General features: G+C 71.9%; 19 protein-coding genes. 13 read left to right on the plus strand and 6 right to left on the minus strand.

All coding sequences use genetic code 11. The features are described from left to right. Nucleotides 1-513 precede the first annotated feature (513 nt). The 9 genes from AC0IW9_RS16325 (at nt 514) to AC0IW9_RS16365 (ending at nt 12,109) form a co-directional block, all read left to right on the plus strand. Nucleotides 514-2,442, plus strand: a complete 1,929-nt coding sequence (locus AC0IW9_RS16325; RefSeq protein ID WP_471649337.1) for a methyl-accepting chemotaxis protein — start codon at nt 514-516, stop codon at nt 2,440-2,442. Beyond that, the gene (locus AC0IW9_RS16330) at nt 2,435-3,898 is read left to right on the plus strand and encodes a chemotaxis protein CheW (protein ID WP_471649338.1); all 1,464 of its coding nucleotides are present in this window, start codon (nt 2,435-2,437) and stop codon (nt 3,896-3,898) included. The genes AC0IW9_RS16325 and AC0IW9_RS16330 overlap by 8 nt, the downstream gene beginning before the upstream one ends. After that, complete coding sequence (gene cheB, locus AC0IW9_RS16335; RefSeq protein ID WP_471649339.1) at nt 3,895-5,016, plus strand: chemotaxis-specific protein-glutamate methyltransferase CheB; 1,122 nt, start codon at nt 3,895-3,897, stop codon at nt 5,014-5,016. Before AC0IW9_RS16330 ends, cheB begins: the two co-directional genes overlap by 4 nt. Continuing rightward, on the plus strand, nt 5,013-5,873 hold the full coding sequence (locus AC0IW9_RS16340; protein WP_471649340.1) for a CheR family methyltransferase: 861 nt from the start codon (nt 5,013-5,015) through the stop codon (nt 5,871-5,873). Before cheB ends, AC0IW9_RS16340 begins: the two co-directional genes overlap by 4 nt. After that, nucleotides 5,873-7,924 (plus strand): chemotaxis protein CheA, encoded by a 2,052-nt coding sequence (locus AC0IW9_RS16345; protein WP_471649341.1) that lies wholly within the window; start codon nt 5,873-5,875, stop codon nt 7,922-7,924. Before AC0IW9_RS16340 ends, AC0IW9_RS16345 begins: the two co-directional genes overlap by 1 nt. Next, nucleotides 7,921-8,178 carry a hypothetical protein gene (locus AC0IW9_RS16350; protein ID WP_471649342.1) on the plus strand — a complete coding sequence of 86 codons (258 nt, stop codon included), beginning with the start codon at nt 7,921-7,923 and terminating at the stop codon, nt 8,176-8,178. Before AC0IW9_RS16345 ends, AC0IW9_RS16350 begins: the two co-directional genes overlap by 4 nt. A 109-nt stretch (nt 8,179-8,287) precedes the next feature. Next, nucleotides 8,288-8,671: a response regulator transcription factor gene (locus AC0IW9_RS16355; RefSeq protein ID WP_471649343.1), complete on the plus strand. Its 384-nt coding sequence runs from the start codon at nt 8,288-8,290 to the stop codon at nt 8,669-8,671. After that, on the plus strand, nt 8,668-9,330 hold the full coding sequence (locus AC0IW9_RS16360) for a chemotaxis protein CheX (protein WP_471649344.1): 663 nt from the start codon (nt 8,668-8,670) through the stop codon (nt 9,328-9,330). Before AC0IW9_RS16355 ends, AC0IW9_RS16360 begins: the two co-directional genes overlap by 4 nt. After that, nucleotides 9,320-12,109 (plus strand): PAS domain-containing protein, encoded by a 2,790-nt coding sequence (locus AC0IW9_RS16365; RefSeq protein WP_471649345.1) that lies wholly within the window; start codon nt 9,320-9,322, stop codon nt 12,107-12,109. The genes AC0IW9_RS16360 and AC0IW9_RS16365 overlap by 11 nt, the downstream gene beginning before the upstream one ends. Nucleotides 12,110-12,128: 19 nt before the next feature. Here the strand turns inward: AC0IW9_RS16365 and AC0IW9_RS16370 are convergent, their stop codons facing one another. Both AC0IW9_RS16370 and AC0IW9_RS16375 read right to left on the minus strand, forming a co-directional pair. Beyond that, the gene (locus AC0IW9_RS16370; protein ID WP_471649346.1) at nt 12,129-13,940 is read right to left on the minus strand and encodes a flavin-containing monooxygenase; all 1,812 of its coding nucleotides are present in this window, start codon (nt 13,938-13,940) and stop codon (nt 12,129-12,131) included. A 99-nt stretch (nt 13,941-14,039) separates the two neighbouring features. Further along, nucleotides 14,040-14,501, minus strand: coding sequence for a nitroreductase family deazaflavin-dependent oxidoreductase (locus AC0IW9_RS16375; protein WP_471649347.1), 462 nt, complete (start codon nt 14,499-14,501; stop codon nt 14,040-14,042). Between the two features lie 117 nt (nt 14,502-14,618). Between AC0IW9_RS16375 and AC0IW9_RS16380 the strand changes: the two genes are divergently transcribed. Together AC0IW9_RS16380 and AC0IW9_RS16385 are read left to right on the plus strand one after the other, a co-directional pair. Beyond that, nucleotides 14,619-15,407: a transporter substrate-binding domain-containing protein gene (locus tag AC0IW9_RS16380; protein ID WP_471649348.1), complete on the plus strand. Its 789-nt coding sequence runs from the start codon at nt 14,619-14,621 to the stop codon at nt 15,405-15,407. A 53-nt stretch (nt 15,408-15,460) separates the two neighbouring features. Then, nucleotides 15,461-16,264, plus strand: coding sequence for an HpcH/HpaI aldolase family protein (locus AC0IW9_RS16385; protein ID WP_471649349.1), 804 nt, complete (start codon nt 15,461-15,463; stop codon nt 16,262-16,264). Here AC0IW9_RS16385 and AC0IW9_RS16390 read toward each other — a convergent pair. After that, nucleotides 16,261-16,635: a RidA family protein gene (locus tag AC0IW9_RS16390; protein WP_471649350.1), complete on the minus strand. Its 375-nt coding sequence runs from the start codon at nt 16,633-16,635 to the stop codon at nt 16,261-16,263. The genes AC0IW9_RS16385 and AC0IW9_RS16390 overlap by 4 nt on opposite strands. 93 nt (nt 16,636-16,728) lie before the next feature. Between AC0IW9_RS16390 and AC0IW9_RS16395 the strand changes: the two genes are divergently transcribed. Then, entirely contained in the window at nt 16,729-17,274 is a 546-nt protein-coding gene (locus AC0IW9_RS16395) for a DUF5943 domain-containing protein (protein WP_471649351.1), read from the plus strand. Between the two features lie 67 nt (nt 17,275-17,341). Further along, a complete protein-coding gene (locus AC0IW9_RS16400) occupies nt 17,342-19,144 on the plus strand; it encodes a sensor histidine kinase (protein ID WP_471649352.1) in 1,803 nt (600 codons plus the stop codon). Here the strand turns inward: AC0IW9_RS16400 and AC0IW9_RS16405 are convergent. From AC0IW9_RS16405 to AC0IW9_RS16415, 3 genes are read right to left on the minus strand one after another with little or no spacing between them, the layout of a single operon-like run. Continuing rightward, entirely contained in the window at nt 19,141-20,109 is a 969-nt protein-coding gene (locus tag AC0IW9_RS16405) for a CobW family GTP-binding protein (RefSeq protein ID WP_471649353.1), read from the minus strand. The two genes, AC0IW9_RS16400 and AC0IW9_RS16405, sit on opposite strands and share 4 nt — an antisense overlap. After that, a complete protein-coding gene (locus AC0IW9_RS16410; protein ID WP_471649354.1) occupies nt 20,106-20,390 on the minus strand; it encodes a hypothetical protein in 285 nt (94 codons plus the stop codon). Before AC0IW9_RS16410 ends, AC0IW9_RS16405 begins: the two co-directional genes overlap by 4 nt. Next, nucleotides 20,387-21,817: an amidohydrolase family protein gene (locus tag AC0IW9_RS16415; protein WP_471649355.1), complete on the minus strand. Its 1,431-nt coding sequence runs from the start codon at nt 21,815-21,817 to the stop codon at nt 20,387-20,389. Before AC0IW9_RS16415 ends, AC0IW9_RS16410 begins: the two co-directional genes overlap by 4 nt. Nucleotides 21,818-21,823: the final 6 nt, after the last annotated feature.

The following is a 21,823-nucleotide window of genomic DNA, read 5'->3' on the forward strand; positions in this document are numbered from 1 at the left end:
CGACACCGCAGGCTTGCCCACCACCGCCTCCTACGATCAGCCATGTGATCGTAGGAACTTTGCGATCAGGACACTAGCGTGCATTGGCGTCTGCGGCTATCGGCGGGTGCCGGAATCTGCGGTCTGGTGGGTCAGTCGCGCCCCGCGGCCCGGCCGCGCTGACGCCGTCGGATCGCCTAACAGGCTGTTGAAGAAGTTTGTAGCGCGGCCGACGCCGCAGAGAATTTCGTTCCCCAGTTCCTACCGCTGCAGGGAAAGGGATTCGAACTGTCGGCCCCAACCCACAGGGGTCGACGGTGCCCCGTGATTAGATGGACACCGTAACGTATTGGCATCGTCGGTTGCGGGTCCCCGCATCTCCCTCAATACATCCGAAACCTAAACCAACCCCCGACGGCCCGAGCCTCGGGGGCACATTCAATTCCACTCCACCCGCATATTACCAAAAACGCGCCACAGGATGCGCGCCCAGGCTGCCCATGCTACGCCTCCGTACCCGCCGCGGAGATTGCAATGGCTTTGGTCAAGACCGCCGACATCGCCCGTCTCGGGGCCGCATCCTCGGCCAAACCCGCCGCGCCAGCCGAACCCAAAGCCAATCTCGCCCAGCGCCGGACCCAGGACCGCGCCCGCGCCCGCCGGGAAAAGGCCGCCGAACGCATCGGCAGCGCGACCGAAGAACTGGCCGCCGGCATCACCGAGGCCGGTGCCGCAGCGGAGCAGCTCCGCCAGGCGCTCGAACAGATCGCCGCCGCAGCGGAGGAGACCGCCGGTGCCTCGCAGCAGTCGCAGGCCGCCATCGACAGCCTCGTCGCCGCCTTCTCCCAGGCCCGCGGCCGCGCCGACCAGTCCCGCCGCAAGGCCGATGCGCTGCAGACCCTGCTGACCGAGGTCGGCGTCGAGATCGACGCCTCCATCACCTGGTTCCAGGACAATGCCGCCCGCCAGATCCGCTCGGTCGAGGTCGTCACCACCCTCGAGCGCCAGGTCGGCAATATCGACGAGATCACCACCACCATCGGCGACATCGCCGACCAGACCAATCTCCTCGCCCTCAATGCCGCCATCGAGGCCGCCCGTGCCGGCGACCAGGGGCGCGGCTTCGCCGTCGTCGCCGATGAGGTCCGCGCCTTCGCCGAGACCTCCGAGCGCAGCGCCGGCGAGGTCCAGGGCATCACCAATGCCATCCGTGACGGGGTCCTGGCGATCGCCGCGCGAATCAAATCCATGGCCTCCCAGGCCCAGGCGGATGCACTCAACGGCCGCGGCGTGATCTCCACGCTGGAGACCGTCCGCCGCGAGATGGACGTCATCACCGAGGTCGCCCAGGCTGTCCTGCTCGCCGCGGTCGAGGCCGATGCCGGTGCCCGCGAGGCCCAGCGCAGCGCCGAGAAGGTGGCCAGCGCCGCCGAGCAGCAGGCCTCCGCCGCGGCCGAGGCGCAGCGCGCCGTGCAGCAGCAGCGCACCGCCCTCGATCAGAGCCAGCAGGCCGCCCAGGCCCTGGCCGGGCTCGCCGGCGAGATGCAGTCCGGCACCGCCAGCGCCTCCCGCATCGAGCATATCGCCTCCGCCGCCGAGGAGCTTTCGGCAACGGTGCAGGAACTCTCCAGCGCCGCCGGCGAGATCATGGTCGCCATCGACCAGGTCAGCCGCGGCGCCCAGGTCCAGGCCGGCACCACCCAGGATTCGACCACGGCCATGGCCCAGATCGAGGCCGCCGCGAAATCCACCAATGCCGCCGCGACCGGCGCCGGCGAACGCATGGCGAAGGTCGAGCCACTGCTGGTCCAGGGCCGCGACGCGGTCGCCCAGCTCAACGGCAGCATCGAGGCCGCCCTGCGCGACGCCGATGCGGTCGGCGCCCTGATCGCCTCGGTCGAAGGCTCCGGCCGCCGCATCGGCAAGATCGTCGACCGCATCGCTCTCGTCGCGGTGCAGACCAACATGCTCGCGGTCAGCGGCTCGGTCGAAGCCGCCCGCGCCGGGGAGGCCGGGCGCGGCTTCGCCACCGTCTCGACCGATATCCGCAACCTCGCCCGGGACTCGGCCGAGAATGCCGACCGCATGAAGGACGTCGTCCGCCTTATCGAGGACCAGGTCACCGCCGTGCAGCGCGACCTGCTGCAGATCGCCGGCGCCTCCAGCACCGAGATGAGCAAGAGCCGGGCGATCGTGCTGCGCCTGGCCGCCGCCATCGCCGATACCGCCGACCTCCGCAGCGGCGCCGAGGAGCTGCGCGGCGGCGCCGGCACGATCATCGCCTCCATCCGCGAAGTCCTGGCCGGGACGCAGCAGATCGCCACCGCCGCCGAGGAAGCCGGCAGCGCCGCGATCGAGGCCGCCGCCGCCGCCCGGCAGCAGGCCCGCGGCACCGAGGACCTCGCCGTCGCCATCGAGGAGATCGCCAGCCTCGCCGATGAGCTGAACGGGGCGGATGGCTGAGGCGATGGCCGGCGCCTCCGCCACGGTGGCCGCCGAGGTCCTGTGCTTCCGCATCGCCGCGGAGCAATGGGCGCTGCCGGCCGCCGCGGTCGCCGAGATCATCCGCCTGCGCCCGGTCACCCGGCTGCCGCAGGGCCCGGCCAGCCTGCTCGGCATCCTCAACCTGCGCGGCGGCATCCTGCCGGTGGTCTCGCTGGCCGGGCTGCTGGGCCTGGCGCAGGCGGCGCCCAGCCCGGCCTCCCGCATCATCGTCCTGCAGCAGGGCCAGCGGGTCGGGCTGCTGGTCGATGCGGTCACCGGCCTCGAGCCCGCCGCCGGCCAGCGGCAGGTCGAGGTCGCGGCCCTGCTCGCCCGGGATTTCAGCCGGGCGATGCGCCGCACCGCCGCGCCCCGCGCCGCCGCACCGATGGCCGGTCCGGCGGCCGGCCGGGACGATACCCTGGCGCTGATCGGCGTCACCCTCGCCGGCCAGCACTATGCCCTGCCGCTCGACGGCGTGCTCGAGGTCGCCCGGATGCCGGCCGATGTCACCGGCCTGCCCGCCGTCGATTCGGCCATGGCCGGGGTCATGCCCTTCCGCGACGGCCTGCTGCCGCTGGTCTCGCTGCGGGCCTTGCTCGGCCTGCCGGCACCGCCGCCGGACCGGCGGGAGGCACGGATCGTCGTCACCCGCATTGGCGCCGGCCGCGCCGGCGGCCATCGCGTCGGACTGGTGGTGGACGCCTTGCAGGCCATCCTCCGCGTCCCCGGCGAGGCGGTGGATCCGGTGCCCGCGGTGCTCACCCGCGGCACCGGCGAGGCCCGCATCGAGGCCATCGCCCGGCTCGACGGCGGCCGGCAGCTCGTCTCCATCCTCTCGACCGAGAGCCTCTTCGACCCGGCGACTGCCAGCCGGCTCTCGGCCGGCGCAGACCAGGAAGGGCGCGCGATGACCACCGAGGCCAAGGCCGCCGAGGCGCAGCGGGAAGCCGGGCAATTCGTCCTCTTCCGCCTGGGCGAGGAGCATTACGGCCTGCCCGTCGCCATGGTCGACGAGGTCGTCCGCCGCCCCCCCAGCCTGACCCGCATCCCCCGCGCGCCGGCCTTCCTGCTCGGGGTGATGAACCTGCGTGGCCGGGTGGTGCCGGTCATCGACCAGCGCCGGCGCTTCGAGGTCGCCGGCCCCGCTGCGGGCATCGGCATCCGCGGCCGCATCGTCATCGTCACCATCGACGGCCTGCAGGCCGGCTTCGCGGTCGATTCCGCCAGCGAGCTGCGCAGCATCGCCGCCAGCGAGATCGAGCCGGTCCCGGAGCTGGGCGATGCCGGCGCCCAGGTCTTCGACCGCATCGCCACCCTGGCCGAGGATGGCCGCATGGTCCTGCTGATCGAGCCCCGCGCGCTGCTCGACCGGGCGGAGCGGGACCTGCTCGCCAGCATCGCCGCGGACCTGCCGCCGGCCGTGTCGCCCGCGTGATCAAGCTTCTCGTCGTCGATGATTCGGCGCTGATGCGCCGGCTGCTGGCGAATGTCTTCGCCGGCGAGGGCGACTTCACCCTGGCCTTCGCCAAGGATGGGCTGGAGGCGCTGGCCTGCCTCGCCGAATTCCGGCCCGACGTGATCACCCTCGACATCCACATGCCGCGCATGGATGGGCTCGCCTGCCTCGACCGCATCATGCTGGAGCGGCCCTGCCCGGTGGTCATGGTCTCCGCCATGACCGAGGCCGGGGCAAATGTGACGCTGGAGGCGATGCAGCTCGGCGCGGTGGATTTCATCGCCAAGCCGGATGGCGCCATTTCCCTGGCGATCGACGAGCTGGGGCCGCTGCTGGTGCGCAAGGTCCGCGCCGCCGCCCGGGCCCGGCTTCGCCGCTCGCTGCGGCTGGCCGACCGGGTGCGCCATGCCATCGCGCCCGTGCGCGGCGCCTTGCCGGCCGACCCCCGGGTGGCTGAACCCCGCCTGGCCGATTCCCGCCTGGCCGATCCCATGCCGGCCCCCCGCCCGCAGCCCGCCGCGCCGCCGGACGGCGTCGTGCTGGTCGGCACCTCCACCGGCGGCCCGCCGGCGCTGGATGCGCTGCTCTCGCCGCTGCCGGCGGATTTTCCCTGGCCCATCCTGGTCGCCCAGCACATGCCGGCGGTCTTCACCGGGCCGCTGGCGCGGCGGCTGGACCGGCTCTGCGCGCTGACGGTCCAGGAAGTCATCCGCCCGGTGCCGCTGCTGCCCGGCCATGTCTATATCGGCCGGGGCGATGCCGATATCGTCGTCGCCATGCGGCCCGGCGGGCCGGTGGTGCAGGCCGCGCCCTCCCTGCCGAACTATCCCTGGCACCCCAGCGTGGACCGGCTGGTGACCAGCGCGCTCCAGCATCTCGGCGCGCCCCGGCTGATCGGCGTGATGATGACGGGCATGGGCCATGACGGCGCCGCGGCGATGACCCGGCTGCGCGCCGAGGGCGGCCGCACCATCGCCGAGGCCGAGGAGACCGCCGTGGTCTGGGGCATGCCGGGCGAGCTGGTCCGCGCCGGCGGCGCCGAGGCCATCGTCCCGCTCGATTCCATCGCCGGGACCCTGCTGGGCTGGCTGCCATGACGGATGCGCCGCCGGCCATGGCCACCATCCTCAGCGCCGAGGACATGCAGCGGCTCTGCCAGCTCGTCTACCGCAGCACCGGCATCGCCTATGGCGAGGGCAAGCGCTACTACGTCGAGCGCCGCCTGATCCAGCGCATGGAGGCGACGGCAACGCCGACCATCGCGGCCTACCTGGCCCTGCTGCGCGCCGGCGGGCCGGAGCTCGAGCAGCTCATCAACAGCTTCACCGTCAACGAGACCTATTTCTACCGCGAGCTGCACCAGCTCCAATGCCTCAGCCGGTCGCTGCTGCCCGAGATCGTGGCCCGCCGCGGCCCCGGCGACTTGGTGCGGATCTGGTCGGTGCCCTGCTCCACCGGCGACGAGCCCTATTCCATCGCGCTCTGGCTGCTGGAGAACTGGCCGCTGGTCGATGCCTATCACATCGAGATCGTCGGCTCCGACATCGACACCCAGGCACTGGCGGCCGCGCTGGCCGGCGACTACGGCGAGCGGGCGCTGGCCCGGCTCGGACCCGAGGTGCTGTCGCAGTATTTCGAGCCGGCGCGGGACGGCCGCCGCCGCATCATCCAGGACCTGCGGGAATCGGTGAAATTCACCCAGGCCAACCTGGTCGATGCGGCCAGCGTCGCCGCGCAGGGCCGCTTCGACGTCATCTTCTGCCGCAACGTGCTGATCTACTTCGACGATGCCTCACGCCTGGCCGCCTCGCGCCACCTGCTGGAGGCGCTCAATCCCGGCGGCTTCATCTGCCTCGGCCACAGCGAATCCATGGCCCGCATCTCGGACCGCTTCGCCCTGCGCCGCTTCGAGGATGCCATCGTCTACCAGCGGCCCCTGGAGGCGGAGGCGTGATGGACGAGCTGCTCGACCAATTCCTCATCGAGGCGCCGGAGCTGGTGGAACAGGCCGCCGACGACCTGCTCGCGCTCGAGCGCGACCCGGCGGATGCGGCCCGGCTGGAAAGCGCCTTCCGGGCCTTCCACACGCTGAAGGGCTCGGTCGCGCTCTTCGGCTTCGCCCCGATGGGCCGGGTGCTGCATGCCGCCGAGGATCTGCTCGGCGCGGTGCGGGAGGGGAGGCGGGTGCTGGAGCGGCCGCTGACCGATGCGCTGCTCGCCTGCCTGAACGCCAGCGAGGGCTGGATCGGCGGCATCGCCCGCACCGGCGCCCTGGCCGAGACGGCCGAGGCGGAGGGCGCCCGGCTGGAAGCCGCCCTGCGCCGCCTGCTGGACCCAGAGGCGGCTCCAGAGGCGGATCCGGGGGCGGACCCGGGGATCGATTCCGCCGCCGCCGCAGTCGCTGCCCCAGCGACGGCCGCCTGGCTGCCCGCCTTGCTGGCGCGCGAGGCCGCCGCGGTGGCCGAGGCGCGGGCGCAGGGCAGGGGTCTCACCGCCCTGCGCTTCCTGCCCGCCGCCGATTGCTTCTTCCTCGGCGACGACCCCATCGCCCTGCTGCGCAGCCTGCCGGGGCTGGCCGCGCTGCACCTCGGCCTGCGCGAGCCCTGGACCGCCGCGGAGATCGAGCCCTTCACCTGCAACCTGGTGATCGAGGCGCTGAGCACCGCCCCCGCCGATGCCCTGCGCCAGGCGCTGCGCTTCGTCGCCGACCAGGCCGCGCTGGTGGAGGTGCCCGCCGCCCCCGCCGCGTCCCCGGCCGGCGCGCCGCCGAAGCCGGAGCCGGATGCCGAGGCGGCCTCCCGCAGCCTGCGGGTCGATGCCGACCGCATCGACGGCCTGCTCGACATCGCCGGCGAGCTGATCGTCGCGCGCAACGCCATGGCCCAGGCGACGGCCCGGGCCGCCGCCCTGGACCCGGCGCTGCGCAAGGCGCTGGCCCCCGGCGAGGCGGAGCTGGAACGCGTCATCCGCCGGCTGCACCGGGCGGTCATGAACCTGCGGATGACGCCGCTGTCCCGCTGCTTCCGCCGCTTTCCCCGGCTGGTGCGGGAGACCGCCGCCCGGCTGGGCAAGACCATCGACCTCGATATCCAGGGCGAGGCGGTGGAAGCGGACAAGTCCCTGGTGGACGGGCTGTTCGAGCCGCTGCTGCATGTCCTGCGCAATGCCATCGACCATGGCATCGAGCCGGCCGCAGCCCGGACCGCCGCCGGCAAGCCCGCCACCGGGCGCATCCGGCTGGAGGCGCGGCGGGAGGGCGACCGCATCCTGGTCCTCGTCGCCGACGACGGCGCCGGCGTCGATGCCGCCCGCGTCCGCCAGGCGGCGAAGCAGCGGCGGATCCTGCCGGATGCGGCGATCGACGCCCTGGACGAGGAGGCCGCGGCCAACCTCGTCTTCGCCCCCGGCTTCTCCACCGCCGCCGCGGTGACCGAGATCTCCGGCCGCGGCGTCGGGATGGATGCGGTGCGGAGCGCGGTGGAAGGCATGGGCGGCCGCGTCACCCTCGCCAGCCGTCCCGGCCTGGGGGCGGAGGTGCGAATCGCCCTGCCGAGGGCGGTGGTCGTCACCACGGTCCTGACCATCCGGCTCGGCGAGGAGGCTTTCGGCGTGCCGATCGAGGCCGTGCTGGCGACGACGCGCATCCCGCGCGACCGCATCCGGCCGGTCCGCCACGGCGAGGCCTTCGTGCAGGAGGGCCGCACCATCCCGCTGCTGCGGCTCGCCACCCTGCTGCGCCGCCCGGCCGCGCCACGCGGCGGCCGGCATGCCCAGGTCCTCATCGTTGACTGCGACGGGCAGCCGACCGGGCTGGAGGTGGATGGCTTCGCCGAGCGGCTGGACGTGCTGCTGCGGCCGCTGGGCGGGCTGCTGGCGGGCATGCCGGGCCTGCTCGGCGCGGCCCCGCTGGGCGATGGCCAGGTGCTGGTCGTGCTGGACGTGCCGGAACTGGTCGCCAGGGACCTGGCCGGGGCAGGGCCGGCCGGCGGGGCCCTGGTCGGATGAGCGTGGTGCTGGAGGCCGGGACCATCCACCTGCGGGGCGCTTCCGCGGTGGAGGATGCCGAGGTCCTGCTGGGCCTGCTGCAGGCCGATCCGCCTCCGCCGGTGAACCTGCAGGCGGCCACGGGGTTGCATGCTGCGGTGGTACAGGTCCTGATGGTCATGCAACCCATGGTGACGGGACCTGCCAATGACCCTTTCGTGAACCGTTGGCTCCTGCCCATACTTCTAAAGAACCCGGCAGCGAAGCCAACTTGATGCAAAATAGCAACGCCATCGCGCCAAAGTGTGATTTGGCCGGTTGCGAGATTGCCCCAGGGTTGGGTTTCCCATCATGAGCCAGGACGGGCGCGGCGGAGCTGGTGTGATGAGCGTAGTAATTCTGATCGTTGACGATAGTAAACTCGCCCGTCTCGTCGCCGGAAAGACCATCAAGGCCCTGCAGCCGGACTGGGAAAGGCTGGAAGCCGGCAATGCCGAGGAAGCCCTGGCGATCGTCGCCGCCAGGCAGGTCGATATCGCCCTGCTCGATTTCAACATGCCCGGCATGGATGGACTGGAACTGGCCACCGCCCTGCGCGCCCTGCGCCCGGCCATGCCGCTGGCGCTGATCACCGCCAATGTGCAGGACGAGATCATCGCCCGCGCCCGGGCGGTGAATGCCGCCTTCGTCGCCAAGCCGCTGACCGAGGACGGGCTGCGCGGCTTCCTGTCCGGCGCCGCGCTCCGCCTCCGGGTCAGCCAGACATGACATCGACCGAGGAGGTGCTGACCGAGCTCGAGCGGGATGCGCTGACCGAACTGGTCAATATCGGCGTCAGCCGCGCCGCCGTCGGCCTGCGCAAGATGGTCGGGGAGCAGGTGCTGCTCTCGGTCCCCTCGATCGAGCTCATCAGCCAGCGCGTCGCCGCGGCCCTGGTGGGGGAGCGCGAGGGCCAGGACCTGATCGCCGTGCGGCAGGGCTTCGCCGGCGTCTTTTCCGGCCAGGCGATGCTGATCTTCCCCCAGGCGAAAAGCCTGCAGCTCGTCCGTGCCGTGGTGGGGGAGGAGATGCCGGAGGATGCGCTCGGCGAGATCGAGCAGGAGGCGCTGGCCGAGACCGGCAACGTCATCCTCAACGGCTGCCTGGCGACCATGGCCAACATGCTGCGCCAGCCCCTCAGCATGTCCCTGCCGGAAGTGCTCCGCGGCGACGGCGAGCGGCTGTTCCAGGCCTCCCCGGCCTCCGGCCCGGCGTCTGGCCAGGACGACCTGGTGCTGTTCCTCTACATCAACTTTTCCCTGCTCGACCGCGAGATCCGCGGCTATATCGCAGTGATCATGGATCTGCCCTCGCTGGCGACCTTGCGGGCGCTGATCCAGGACTTCATCGCGCGCGTCATGGACGACGACCTTGGCAATGACGTCTGAAGCCCGGCCCATCGGCATCGACGACCTGCGGCCCCTGGCCGGGGCCATGTTCATGGCGCTGGAACGCTCCGGCCTCGCCATGGTGGTCGTCGCCGCCGATGCCCCGGACCACCCCATCGTCTTCACCAATGCCGCCTTCACCCAGCTCACCGGCTATGCCGCGGAGGAGGCGGCCGGCCGCAATTGCCGCTTCCTCCAGGGGCCGGAAACCGACCGGCTGACCGTGGACCGCATCCGCCATGCCCTGCGGCAGGGCCGCCCGGTCGAGGCGCAGATCCTCAACTACCGCAAGGATGGCACCCCCTTCTGGAATGCCCTCAGCATCACGCCGGTGCAGGGCGAGACGGGCGGCCTGACCTATTTCCTGGCGACCCTCGGCGACGTCACCGCCGCCTATCACGCCGTCTCCTTCCAGGCGCAGCTCGACGAGCGCTACCGCCGGCTGGACGAGACCAACCTGCGGCTGCAGGCGACGCTCGCCATGTCCGGCACCGCCGCGGGCTGGGACTGGCGCATCGCGGAGCGGAAGCTGTTCGGCGATGCGCGCTTCGCCACGCTCTATGGCCTGGACCCGGACGCGCTGGTGAAGGGCGTCGAGACCGCCGTCTTCTTCTCCGCCATCCATCCGCAGGACAAGGCCCGCATCCGGCTCGCCGTCGGCGGCATGCTGCGGGGGGCGGAGGTCTTCGCCAAGGAATTCCGCCTGCTGCTGGCCGATGGGCCGGTGCGCTGGGTCCAGGCCCGCGGCCGCTGCGAGCTGGACGAGCAGGAGCAGCCGACCCGCTTCGTCGGCGCGCTGGTCGACATCACCGAGCAGAAGCGGGTCGAGGAACAGCTCCGCATCGCCCAGACGGCGGGCGGCGTCGGCGCCTTCGAATACGTGGATGGCTTCGCCACCCTGTCCGTCTCCCCGCAATTCTGCCGGCTGCTCGGGCTGCATCCGGCGCGCGACCTGCCGCTGGCCACGGTGAATGCCCTGGTCGTGCCGCCGCATCCGCTGATCATCGACCCCGCCGCGAAGCCCAAGCCGGGCCCGGCCGAGCAGCTTGAATTCGAGATCACCCGCCCGGATACCGGGGAGGTGCGCTGGCTGACGCGGCGCGGCGAATTCCTCCGCGACGCGGAATGGTCCGGCCTGCGCTTCGTCGGCGTGATCTACGACGTCACCGCGGCGAAGCGCACCGAGGCGGCGCTGCGGACCCTGAACGAGACGCTGGAAACCCAGGTCGTGCTGCGCACCGCGGAACGCGACCGGCTCTGGGAGTTCAGCGAGGACCTGCTGGTCGTCGCCGAATACGACGGTTGCCTGCAGCGGGTCAGCCCCTCCTGGCGCCGCCTGCTCGGCCATGACGAGGCCGCCCTGCTGCGCACCCGCTTCATCGACCTGGTCCATCCGGAGGACCGCCAGGCGGCGGCCGCGGCGCTGGCGCATATGCGCGCGACCAGCCAGCCGGCGCGGGTCCAGTGCCGCCTGGCGGCCGCCAACGAGAGCTGGCGCTGGATCGCCTGGACCCTGGCGCCGGAGCCCGGCAGCCAGCGGCTCAGCGGCGTCGGCCGCGACATCACCGCCGAGAAGGCCCAGGCCGAGGCACTGCGCCAGGCCGAGGATGCGCTGCGGCAGTCGCAGAAGATGGAAGCCGTCGGCCAGCTCACCGGCGGCATCGCGCATGATTTCAACAACCTGCTCGCCGGCATCACCGGCAGCCTGGAGCTGATCCGCACCCGCATCGGCCAGGGCCGGCTGGCCGACGTGGACCGCTACGTCGTCGCCGCGCATGGCGCCGCCAAGCGGGCCGCCGCCCTGACCCACCGGCTGCTCGCCTTCTCCCGCCGCCAGACGCTCGACCCCAAGCCGGTCAACATCAACCAGCTCATCCGCGGCATGGCGGAGCTGATCGGCCGCACCGTCGGCCCGGCGATCCAGTTGCAGGTCACCGAGGAGCCCCAGCTCTGGACCACGCTGGTCGATCCGAACCAGCTCGAGAATGCCCTGCTCAACCTCTGCATCAATGCGCGCGACGCGATGCCCGATGGCGGCCGGCTGACGATCGAGACGCGGAACATCAGCCTGGCCGGGGAAGCCGCCTGGGACCGGGACCTGCCGCAGGGCGAATACCTGCTGCTGTCGGTCACCGATACCGGCACCGGCATGCCGCCCGAGGTGGTCAAGCGCGCCTTCGACCCCTTCTTCACCACCAAGCCGCTGGGCGTCGGCACCGGCCTCGGGCTCAGCATGATCTACGGCTTCACCCGGCAGTCCGGCGGCCAGGTGCGCATCGTCTCCAAGGTCGGCGTCGGCACCATGATGAAGCTCTACCTGCCGCGGCATGACGGCCAGGCGGAGCCGAGCGACATCACGGCGGAGGAGGCGGTCCTGCAGCGCGCCCGGCAGGCCGAGACGGTGCTCGTCATCGACGACGAGCCGACCGTGCGGATGCTGGTGACGGATGTGCTGCGCGACCTCGGCTATACCGCCATCGAGGCCGAGGATGGCCCCTCCGGGCTGAAGATCCTGCGGTCCGCGAAGCAGATCAGCCTGCTGATCACCGATGTCGGCCTGCCCGGCGGCATGAACGGCCGGCAGGTGGCGGATGCCGGGCGGATGCTGCGGCCGGATCTGAAGGTCATCTTCATCACCGGCTATGCGGAGAATGCCGTCATCGAGGGCGCGCTGCTGGATGCCGGCACGCAGATGCTGACCAAGCCCTTCGCGATCGACATGCTGGCGAAGAAGATCGCCTTCATGCTGAACGAGCCCACGGCCAGCCCCGAGGCCTGAGCGCGAGCGCCCAGTCTGCTCAGAGTGGGCCGAGCATCCCGAGCTCGGTCGCCTTGATCTGCAGCGCCAGGTACTTCGAGTTGATCCGGCACTGCGCCAGCCCGCCGGCGATGAACCAGATGCCCGGATGCGGCGTGCGCCGGTACATGTTGTTCAGCTCGCCCGTCGCGCTCAGCCCCCAGACCTGGCCGACCCGCGCCGCCACCACCTCGCCGAGCGCCCGCCGCACCAGCTCCTGCTGCGGGAAGTAGCCGGTCGCCAGCACGATGAGGTCGGCCGGCACCACCGTGCCGTCCTTGAGCAGGGCGCCCTCGGCGGCGAAGCGCTCGATCCGCTCGTAGGGCAGCAGGCCCAGCTCGCCCTTGATCATCAGCGCCGAGCTGCCGGCATCGAGGTTGTAGCCGCCGCCGCGGCGGAAATACTTCATCTGGTGGCCGGCCTCGTCCTCCCCCATGTCGTGCTTGAAGCCGATGCGCTTGAGGCCGTCGATGATCTCCCGGTCGAGCTCGACCATGCGCTTGGCCACCGCCTTGTAGCCCTTGAGGATCAGCGGCGGCGTCGCCGAGGCGACGATCAGGTCGCAATCCGCCAGCGCCCCGCCCTCGTCCCAGATCGCCTCGTTCAGCCGGGCGCTCGGGTCGATCGAGACGACGGTGGTCGAGCCGCGCTGGATCAGCGTCGTCTGCACGCCATGGCTATGCAGGTCGAGGGCGATGTCGTTGGCGCTGCTGCCGGTGCCGAGGATGAGCGCCCGCTTCCCCGTCCAGTCGGCGCCGCTGTCGAAGCCCTCGGAATGGATCACCGTGCCCTGGAAGTCGGCCAGGCCCGGCAGCTCCGGGATCATCGGATAGCTGCTGACCCCATTGGCGAAGACCAGGTGCCGCGGCCGCAATGTCCGCTCGGTGCCGTCGCCGCGGCGGACCACCGCGGTCCAGCATTGCGCCGCCTCGTCCCAGGCGCCGCTGACGAATTCGGTCTCCGTCCAGCAGTTGATCTCCATGGCGTCGGCATAGAATTCGAACCAGTTCCCCAGCATGTCCTTCGGGATGTACTTCGGCCAGGTCGGCGGGAATTCCATGTAGGGCAGGTGGTTCAGGTGGATGGAGTTGTGCAGCGCCAGTGAATGGTAGCGGCGCCGCCAGCTGTCGCCGATCCGCGGCCATTGCTCGACCACCAGGGTATCGACGCCGAGCTGGTTGAGCCGCGCGGCGATCGAGAGCCCCGCCTGCGCCGCGCCGATCACCAGCACCGCCGGGTCGCGGTCCGCATAGGCGCTGGCGCGTGCGCGCATGTCCGCCCAGTTGTCGCCGCCGAAATTGCGCGAATAGGCGGCGCCGGTCGGCCGGTTGGCGCCGATCTTCTCCTCATGCCCCGCCAGGGAGTCGAGCGTCGTCGAGAGCAGCCAGGCCTGCATCGCCTCGCCGCCCGTCTCCGCCCCATCCTTCGACGCCGGCGAGAGGCGGATGATGCCGGCGCCGCGGCCCACCGCGGTGGTGAATTCGAAGAGCGCCTCGATGCTGTCGATGCCGAGGCGCTTCACCCGGCGCGGCGCCCGGCGTCCCGGCGGCAGGTGGAAGCCCTGCGCGCCGACCCGCGGCTGTTCCGCCGCCAGGCGCGCGGCGATCTCGTCCCGGCCGGCGGCGGCGCTGAAGTTCCAGGTGAAGGCGAGCACGTCCCGCCAATGGGCATCCGCCTGGAACAGCGCGGCGATCCGCCCCGCATCCCGGGACCCGAGCGCCGCCTCGAAGGCCTGCAGCCAGGCCGCCGCGGCGCGCCGGGTCTCCTCCGCCCGCTGGAATTCCCGCAGGGCATCGTTCGGATCGTCCATCATTCCCTCGTTTCGATGCGTCGTTCTGGCGTCTCGCTTCGAGGGAATACTAGGCAGGTCGACCGACCATCGTCCATGCAGGCGCCTGGACCGGCCCTGGGGTCAGGCGATCGGCTCCAGCACGACCACCGGGATCTCCCGCTCCGTCTTCCGCTGGTAATCCGCATAGGGTGGCCAGAATTCCAGCGCCTGCTGCCAGAGCCGGGCGCGCTCCTCGCCGGTCACGGTCCGCGCCCGCGCCTTGGTCTTTCGGGTGCCGACCTGCACCTCGACCTCGGGGTTGGCCTCGATGTTCTTGTACCAGCCGGGATGATCCGGCGCGCCGCCCTTGGAGGCAACGATGACGTAGCCATCCCCGACCGCGCCGTAGAACAGCGGGAAGATGAACCGCTCGCCCGACTTCCGCCCGGTGGTGGTCAGCAGCAGGGCAGGGACCACCATCTCCGCATAGCCGGGCGGGGTGACGGTATACATGTGCCCCTCGGTGCCCCCGCTCTCCAGGTAGCGGTTCGCATGGGTCACCATCCACTCGGGCAGGTTGGGTGCCAGCTTTGCCTCAGACATCGTGCATCTCCTCGAAGCCGGTGGCAGCCTATCACGGGCCGCGCCGGATGTGGGGCAGGGGCTTCCCGTGCCGGGCCATCGGCCGGCATGCTCGCACGGAAACCAAGGAGCGGAACCATGGTGACGCGACGCTTGCTGCTGGCCACCGCCGCCCTTGCCCCCGCGGGTCGCGTCATGGCCGCCACGCCCGCCGAGGCACGGGCCGAACTCGCCCCCGGTGGCACCCTCCGCGCCGGGCTCAACATGCGGAATGCCCTGCTCGTCACCGGCCGCACCGCGCAGGGCGAACCGGATGGCGTCGCCCCCGACATGGCCCGCGCCATCGCCGCCCGGCTCGGCGTGCCGCTGCGGCTGGTGCCCTACGACAGCCCCGCCCTGCTCGCGGCCGCCGGCGGCACCGGCGCCTGGGACATCGGCCTGGTCGGCGCCGAGCCGCAGCGAGCCGAGCGCATCGCCTTCAGCCCGGCCTATTGCGAGATCGAGGCCACCTATCTCGTCCCGCCCGGCTCGCCCATCACCGCGATGGACCAGGTGGACCGGCCCGGCATCCGCATCGCCGTCAGCGCCGGCGCCGCCTATGCGCTCTGGCTCGAGCGCAATCTCCGCGCGGCGACGCTGGTGCCCATCGCCGGCGGCGGCGGCCCCGCCTTCCAGGCCTTCGTCGAGCAGCGGATGGAGGTCTTCGCCGGGCTGCGGCCGGGGCTGCTCGCCGATGCCGCCCGGCTGCCCGGTGCCCGCATCCTGGATGGCCGATTCGCCGCCGTGCAGCAGGCCATCGGCACCGCCCGCACCAACCCCGCCGGCGCCGCCTTCCTCCGCGACTTCGTGGCCGAGGCCAAGTCCTCCGGCCTCGTCGCCAGGCTGATCGAGAAGCACCAGGTCCGCGGCCTCTCGGTCGCCGCCTGATTGCGGGGATACACCGTTCCGCCTATGCCCGGCCGCGCAACGCGGAGGACGCCATGGCCATCACCCTCGACAATCCGGTGAAGCGCAAGCTCGCCGAAGGCGGCGCCGCGCTCGGCCTCGCGGTGCATATCGTCCGCTCCGCCGAGATCGCCCGCATCGCCAAGGCGCAGGGCTACGACTTCCTCTTCCTTGAGGTGCAGCACGGGCTCTTCACCCTGGAGACCCTGGGCCATCTCGCCCAGGCGGCGCTCGCCATCGGCATCGCCCCCATGGTCCGCGTCCGCGGCGTGCACGACCAGGACGTGCAGGCGCTGCTCGACAATGGCATGACCGGCATCATCTACCCGGACGTGAATACCGCCGCCGAGGCGAAGCAGGCGGTGCGCACCGTGCGCTTCGCCCCGCTCGGCCGCCGCAGCGTCACCGGCGCCTATCCCTTCTTCGACTACCGCAGCCTGCCGCCGGGGGAAGCCCTGCCGGCGATCGATGCCGCGACGCTCCTCGTCTGCATGATCGAGGCGCGGGAAGGCGTGGCGAATATCGAGGAGATCGCCGCGGTGCCGGGGATCGACGTGATCTATGTCGGGCTGAACGACCTGCTGATCGACATGGGCCAGCCCGGCCAATACGCCGACCCGGAGCTGCTGGCCGCCGTCGCCCGGGTGCAGGACGCCTGCCGCAGGCATGGCAGGTATTTCGGCATGGGCGGCAACCGCGACCCCAGGGCCCAGGCCGCCGCCATCCGCCAGGGCTCGCAGTTCATGAGCACGCAGACGGATATCGGCATGCTCTCGGCCGGCGCCGGCGCCTGGATGCGCGGCATCCGGGAAGCCCTGGCAGCGGACCCTTCGGATTAATCCGCCAGGGCCACGCAGGCGAAGCCGACCCGCGCCTCGGTCGGCACGCCGAACAGCGCGGTATGCCGCGCCGGCAGCCCGCCCGGGAAGTGCTTCACGTATTCGGCGTTGCAGGCGGCGTAGTCGGCCCGGTCGCTGATCAGCATCGTCACCTGCACCACCCGGTCGAGCCCGCTGCCCGCCTCCGCCAGCAGCCCGGCGATGAAGCCCAGCGCATTCCGCACCTCCTCGGCCGGCGTCGCGCCGCGGTGGAGGCCGCGGGCCGGGTCATGCGGCGCCGAATGGCCGGAAACCCAGACCATGCCATGGGCCTTCACCGCCCGGCTGAAGGGGCGCGCCTCCCGCGCTGCCGGCTGGCCGAAGAATTCCATGCACCTGTCCCCCCCTGCTGCCGCCCTGGGGCGTGCCGGCTTGCGCCCCGCCCGGCCGCCGCCCAGCATGCCGTGCTGCCGCAGGAGAATGCCATGGCCCAGCCGCAAGTCCCCATCGAGGTCGATCCCGAGACCGGCATCTGGACCACCGATGGGCTGCCGATGATCTACCTGCCGCGGCATTTCCTGGTGAACATGCAGAAGGGCATCGAGGCCGCCATCGGCCCCGCCGCCTACCGCGAGATCCTCTATGCCTCCAGCGACCTCTCGGCCCTGCAGTGGTGCCGGGCGGAGGCGAGGACGCATGGCCTCGCCCCGGTCGAGACCTTCCGCCACTACCTGAGGCGCCTGGCGCAGCGCGGCTATGGCCAGATCGACATCGCGTCGCTCGACGAGACGGCCGGCACCGCCGCCGTCACCGTCCGCCACTCCGCCTTCGCGCTCGGCTATGGGCCAGCCACCGGCCGCCCGGTCTGCTTCATGTTCGAGGGCAGCTTCGCCGGCGGCATGCGCTACATCCTGGAAGCCGCCGGCCGGTCGGGCCAGCCGTCGGGCCAGCCGGCCTGCCGGGAAGTCGCCTGCGCCGCCCAGGGGCATCCCGAATGCCGCTTCGAATTGCGCTGCGAAGCCCTGGCCTGACCCGGCGGTTCGGACCGCTGTCTTCGCCGGATGCCAAGCGACCCGGATCGCGCTAGACTGGGCGCCAATGTCTGTAGAGCGCTGCGATAGCCCAGCCCCTCCGGCCGATGGGCGCAGCCCGACCCCGCCGCCCCGGCCGGCGGACCGGATCTCGCCCTCCAGCTCCCTGGCCTCGCGCCTGCTGCTGCTGGCCGCCGCCATCGCGGTGCCCCTGCTCTGCCTCGCCTCCGGCATCGTCTGGCTCGCCTATGCGGATGCCCGGGCCCGGGCGGAGGAGACGCTGCTGGTGCAGGCCCGGGTCCTGGCGGTGGCGATGGAGCGGGAATTCGACCTGGCGAAGGCGGTCTCCGCCAGCCTCGCCGTTTCCTCCGCCCTGGCCGCCGGCGACCTGGCCAGCTTCGAGCGCGAGATGCGCGCCGTCTCCGCCCAGTACGACGGCGCCGCCATCACCCTGGTGAACCAGGCGGGCGACATCGTCCTGCTGACCGCCTGGCCGCCCGGCGCGCGCCCGCCGCCGCCCCGCGCCGTGGAGGCGGCACAGCTTGCGCTGCGAACCGGCCAGCCACAGGTCAGCGACCTCTTCCTCGGCGTGGCGAGCGGCCGGGCCTCGGTCGCCGTCGCGGTACCGGTCTTCGCCCCGCCCGATCCCGCGTCACCCGGCCCCGATGCCGCTGCCCGCCGCGTCACCGCCGTCATCGGCTTCGCGCTGCCGCCCAGCAGCTTCGCCCGCGTGCTGGCGGAACAGGGCATTCCCGATGGCCCCGGCTGGACCGGCGCCATCACCGACCGCGCCGGCCGCATCGTCGCGCGCAGCCGCAACGACGGCCGCCTGACCGGCCAGCCGATGCGGCCGGAGATGCAGGACCGCATCGCCGCCAACCGCGAAGGCGTCCTCCTCGCCAGCACCACGCGGGAAGGGGTGCCGGCCATGGTCGCCTTCACCCATGCGGCGAACAGCGGCTTCATCGCCGTGCGGACCATCCCGGATGCCGAATTCCAGGGGCCACTCCGCGCCGCGCTTTTCCGCATCATCGGCTTCGGCACCCTGGTCACCGCCCTGGCCCTCGGCCTCGCCCTGCTGGTGGCACGCCGCACCGTCGCGGCCTTCCAGAGCCTGACCCGTCTGGTCGAGGGCCAGGGCCCGCCCGACCGCAGCGGCCTGCGCACCGGCCTGCGCGACGCCGACGAGCTCGCCGCCGCCTTCGCCTTCGCGCTGGAGGAGCGCAGCCGCAGCGAGCGCCACCGCCGCCTGGTCGTCGCCGAGCTGAACCACCGGGTCAAGAATGTCCTGGCCACCGTCCAGGCGGTGGCGGCGCAGACCCTGCGCGGCCATCCCGGCGGCGATTCGGCGCAGATCGGCGCCGACCTCGATGGCCGGCTCCGCGCCCTGGCCCGGGCGCATGACATGCTGACCGCCATCTCCTGGGAGGATGCGGCGCTGCAGGATGTCGTCCAGGCCGCGCTGGCCCCCTGGCGCGGCGACGATACCGCGGCGGCGCGCATCGACCTTTCCAGCCTGACGGCGCTGGCGCCGAGCCAGCCGCTCTCCCCGGCGCAGGCCCAGACCCTGGCCCTGGCGCTGCATGAGCTGGCAACCAATGCGCTGAAATACGGCGCGCTCTCGACCCCGCAGGGCCGGGTCACGGTGGAATGCCGGATGGGGCCGGAGGGCGAGGTGGCGCTGGACTGGGTCGAAGCCGGCGGCCCGCCGGTGACCGGGCCGCCGACGCGGCGCGGCTTCGGCATGCGGCTGCTGGAACGCGCCCTGGCCCGGGACCTCGGCGCCGGCGCCGGGGTGGAGCTGCGCTTCGAGCCGGGCGGCGTCCGCGCCACCATCCGCTTCAGCCCGCCCCGGACCGCGGCGGCCTAGCCGCCCCCCGAACGACCCTCGGCGTCCCGCACCTCCGCCTCGATCGCCGCCAGCAGCCGTGCCGGCAGGTGGCGCGGGATGCCCTGGCCGATTAGCACGATACGGCTGCGGGTATCGGCGCTGGGCCACTCCTCCAGCCATTCCAGCGCATGCACCACATGCTGGATGGCATGCACCACCACCGGCCGCCCGGGATCCTCGGCCAGGGCCACCAGCCCCTTCAGCCGCAGCAGCCGGGCGCCGGCATGTTCCGCCAGCGCCTGCATCCACAAGGTCAGCGCCAGGGCCGGGATCGGCGCCTCACGCTCGAGGGTGATGCCGGCGACCCCGGCGCTGTGCTTCGCGCTGGCATCGAGGAATTCCGGCAGGGTGCCGGCGGCGAAGAGCCAGTCCGGCTCGACCGCGCCCTGCACCGCGGCGCGGATCGGCGCCGCCGGGTTGTGGCCGCGGAGCGCCGCCTCCAGCGCCGCGGTATCGCCGCCAAGGTCCGGCTTGGTCAGCAGGATGCGGTCGGCCAGCATCGCCTGGCGCTGCGCCTCCGGGTGCCGCGCCAGGGTGCCCGCGCCATGCAACGCATCCACCAGGGTGACGACGGATTGCAGCCGGTGCGTCGCCGCCACTGCCTCGTCGGTCATCAGCGCGTGCAGGATCGGCGCCGGATCGGCCAGGCCGGAGGTCTCGATCAGCACCCGTGCATAGGGCGGCACCGTGCCCGCCGCGCGCTGCCGCAGCAGGTCCATCAGGGTGGCGGTCAGGTCGGAGCGCACCACGCAGCAGAGGCAGCCCGTCGAGACATTGACCAGCACCTCCTCGCTCGCCGCCAGCAGCTCGTGGTCCAGCGGCACCTCGCCGAACTCGTTGACGATGACCGCGCTGTTCGCCCAGTCCGGGTCGCCCAGTACCCGCCGCAGCAGGGTGGTCTTCCCCGCGCCGAGGAAGCCCGTCACCACCGAGACCGGGATCACGGCATCGCCACCCGCAGCCGCCGCGCCTCGCCGTCGCCGGCGCCCACCGCATTGCGGAGCGTCCGCAGCAGCCCGACGACCGAGGTGCAGGGCCGCCGCTGCCCCGGCTTCTCCACCCACCAGCGGATCGGCCGGTCCACGGCCTCCGCGGCCACCACCCGCAGCGGCGTCCCATCCGGCGCGCGCAGCGCCACGCCGCCATCCACCACCGCCACGCGCCCCGATACCTCCCAGAGCGCCAGCGCATCCGCCAGCAGGTCGCGGAGTTCCGGTGGCGTCAAAGCGCCGCGCCGGCCCTGATCTCGGCCGGGATGTTGCGATGGATCCATTGCCCATCCTTCCCGTCGCCCAGCCACTTGTCGCCCTCGACCATGATCTTGCCGCGCAGGATGGTCATCGCCGGCCAGGCATCGACGGTGCGGCCTTCCCAGGGGCTGTAGTCGGCCTCGTGCATCACCTCGGCCCGCACGGTGCGCTTGAGCGCCGGGTCGAGGATGCAGATATCGGCATCCGCCCCAGGCGCGATGGCGCCCTTCCGCGGATACATCCCCATCACCTTCGCCGCATTGGTCGAGACCGCATCGACAAACTGCCGCAGGGTGAAGCCGCGCTTGCCCACCATCTCGGAATACATCACCGCCACGCGCGGCTCGACGCCGGAATTGCCGCCCGTCGTGTCGTCGATCCTGTTGCCCTGCGTCTTCACCGCGAGGGAGCAGCACAGCTCATCCGTCGCCACGCAGTTGATGCTGCCATCCATCGCCCCGCGCCACAGTGCATCCTGGTCCGCCTGCGACTTCAGCGAGGGATAGGTGTGGTACATCTGCCCGTTCGGCCGCTTGTAGTCCTCGGACGTGTACAGCATGTACTGGTGCAGGCTCTCGCCATAGACCGGCTGGTTCTTCGCCCGCGCCTCGCGGATCGCCTGCACGCCATTCGCCGCCGAGACATGCAGCATATAGAGCGCGGTGCCCGGCACCTGCTCGGCCAGTCGCAGCACGCGGCGGAAGGAGAGGTCCTCGGACAGCGTGTTGTGCACCTCGGCCATGTTCTCGAAGCCGGCGCGATTCTCGCGGAACAGCTTGGCGTACATGTGCATGACGATGTCGTTGTCCTCGGCATGGATGACGCCGAGCCCGCCGTGCTTCGCCAGCACCTGGAAGACCTCCCAGATGTCGCCGAAATCGACCATGCGGCCTTTCCGCGATGGCGTGATGTCGGTGGTGAAGATCTTCACCGTCGGATGCCCGGCGGCGATCGCCTCGGCGAGCTGCCCAGGAATCTCGGGCGGCAGGTCGCCCTCCACCATGGTGTGCAGCGCCCAGTCGCAGGGGCAGCCATCGGCGGTCCAGTCGGCCATCCGCTCCTCGATGGCGCCCATGATGGTCTTGCCATGCATCCAGCGGGTGAAGTCGATGATGGTGGTGGTGCCGCCGAACAGCGCCGCCTTGCCCACCACCGAGGGCCCCTGGGTCAGGGTCGGCGTGCCGTCCGGCACCACCACCGGCCAGAGGCAATGGGTATGCGGGTCGATGCCCCCCGGCATCACGATCTTGCCGCGGGCATCGATCAGCCGCGCCCCGGCCGAGATCGGGAAGGCGCCCGGCGCGGCGACCGCCACCACCTTGCCGCCCGCGATCGCCACATCCGCCGGCCCGATGGCATGCGGCGTGACCACGCAATCCCCGGTGATGACCAGATCCACCATGACCCC

It is taken from the genome of Belnapia sp. AC561 (genome assembly GCF_979252845.1).

Bases quoted from the DNA above. Each gene is read 5' to 3' on its own strand.
- AC0IW9_RS16325 (WP_471649337.1), top strand. From the start codon at position 514: ATGGCTTTGGTCAAGACCGCCGACATCGCCCGTCTCGGGGCCGCATCC.
- AC0IW9_RS16330 (WP_471649338.1), top strand. From the start codon at position 2,435: ATGGCTGAGGCGATGGCCGGCGCCTCCGCCACGGTGGCCGCCGAGGTC.
- AC0IW9_RS16340 (WP_471649340.1), top strand. From the start codon at position 5,013: ATGACGGATGCGCCGCCGGCCATGGCCACCATCCTCAGCGCCGAGGAC.
- AC0IW9_RS16345 (WP_471649341.1), top strand. From the start codon at position 5,873: ATGGACGAGCTGCTCGACCAATTCCTCATCGAGGCGCCGGAGCTGGTG.
- AC0IW9_RS16350 (WP_471649342.1), top strand. From the start codon at position 7,921: ATGAGCGTGGTGCTGGAGGCCGGGACCATCCACCTGCGGGGCGCTTCC.
- AC0IW9_RS16355 (WP_471649343.1), top strand. From the start codon at position 8,288: ATGAGCGTAGTAATTCTGATCGTTGACGATAGTAAACTCGCCCGTCTC.
- AC0IW9_RS16360 (WP_471649344.1), top strand. From the start codon at position 8,668: ATGACATCGACCGAGGAGGTGCTGACCGAGCTCGAGCGGGATGCGCTG.
- AC0IW9_RS16365 (WP_471649345.1), top strand. From the start codon at position 9,320: ATGACGTCTGAAGCCCGGCCCATCGGCATCGACGACCTGCGGCCCCTG.
- AC0IW9_RS16370 (WP_471649346.1), bottom strand. From the start codon at position 13,940: ATGATGGACGATCCGAACGATGCCCTGCGGGAATTCCAGCGGGCGGAG.
- AC0IW9_RS16375 (WP_471649347.1), bottom strand. From the start codon at position 14,501: ATGTCTGAGGCAAAGCTGGCACCCAACCTGCCCGAGTGGATGGTGACC.
- AC0IW9_RS16380 (WP_471649348.1), top strand. From the start codon at position 14,619: ATGGTGACGCGACGCTTGCTGCTGGCCACCGCCGCCCTTGCCCCCGCG.
- AC0IW9_RS16385 (WP_471649349.1), top strand. From the start codon at position 15,461: ATGGCCATCACCCTCGACAATCCGGTGAAGCGCAAGCTCGCCGAAGGC.
- AC0IW9_RS16390 (WP_471649350.1), bottom strand. From the start codon at position 16,635: ATGGAATTCTTCGGCCAGCCGGCAGCGCGGGAGGCGCGCCCCTTCAGC.
- AC0IW9_RS16395 (WP_471649351.1), top strand. From the start codon at position 16,729: ATGGCCCAGCCGCAAGTCCCCATCGAGGTCGATCCCGAGACCGGCATC.
- AC0IW9_RS16400 (WP_471649352.1), top strand. From the start codon at position 17,342: ATGTCTGTAGAGCGCTGCGATAGCCCAGCCCCTCCGGCCGATGGGCGC.
- AC0IW9_RS16415 (WP_471649355.1), bottom strand. From the start codon at position 21,817: ATGGTGGATCTGGTCATCACCGGGGATTGCGTGGTCACGCCGCATGCC.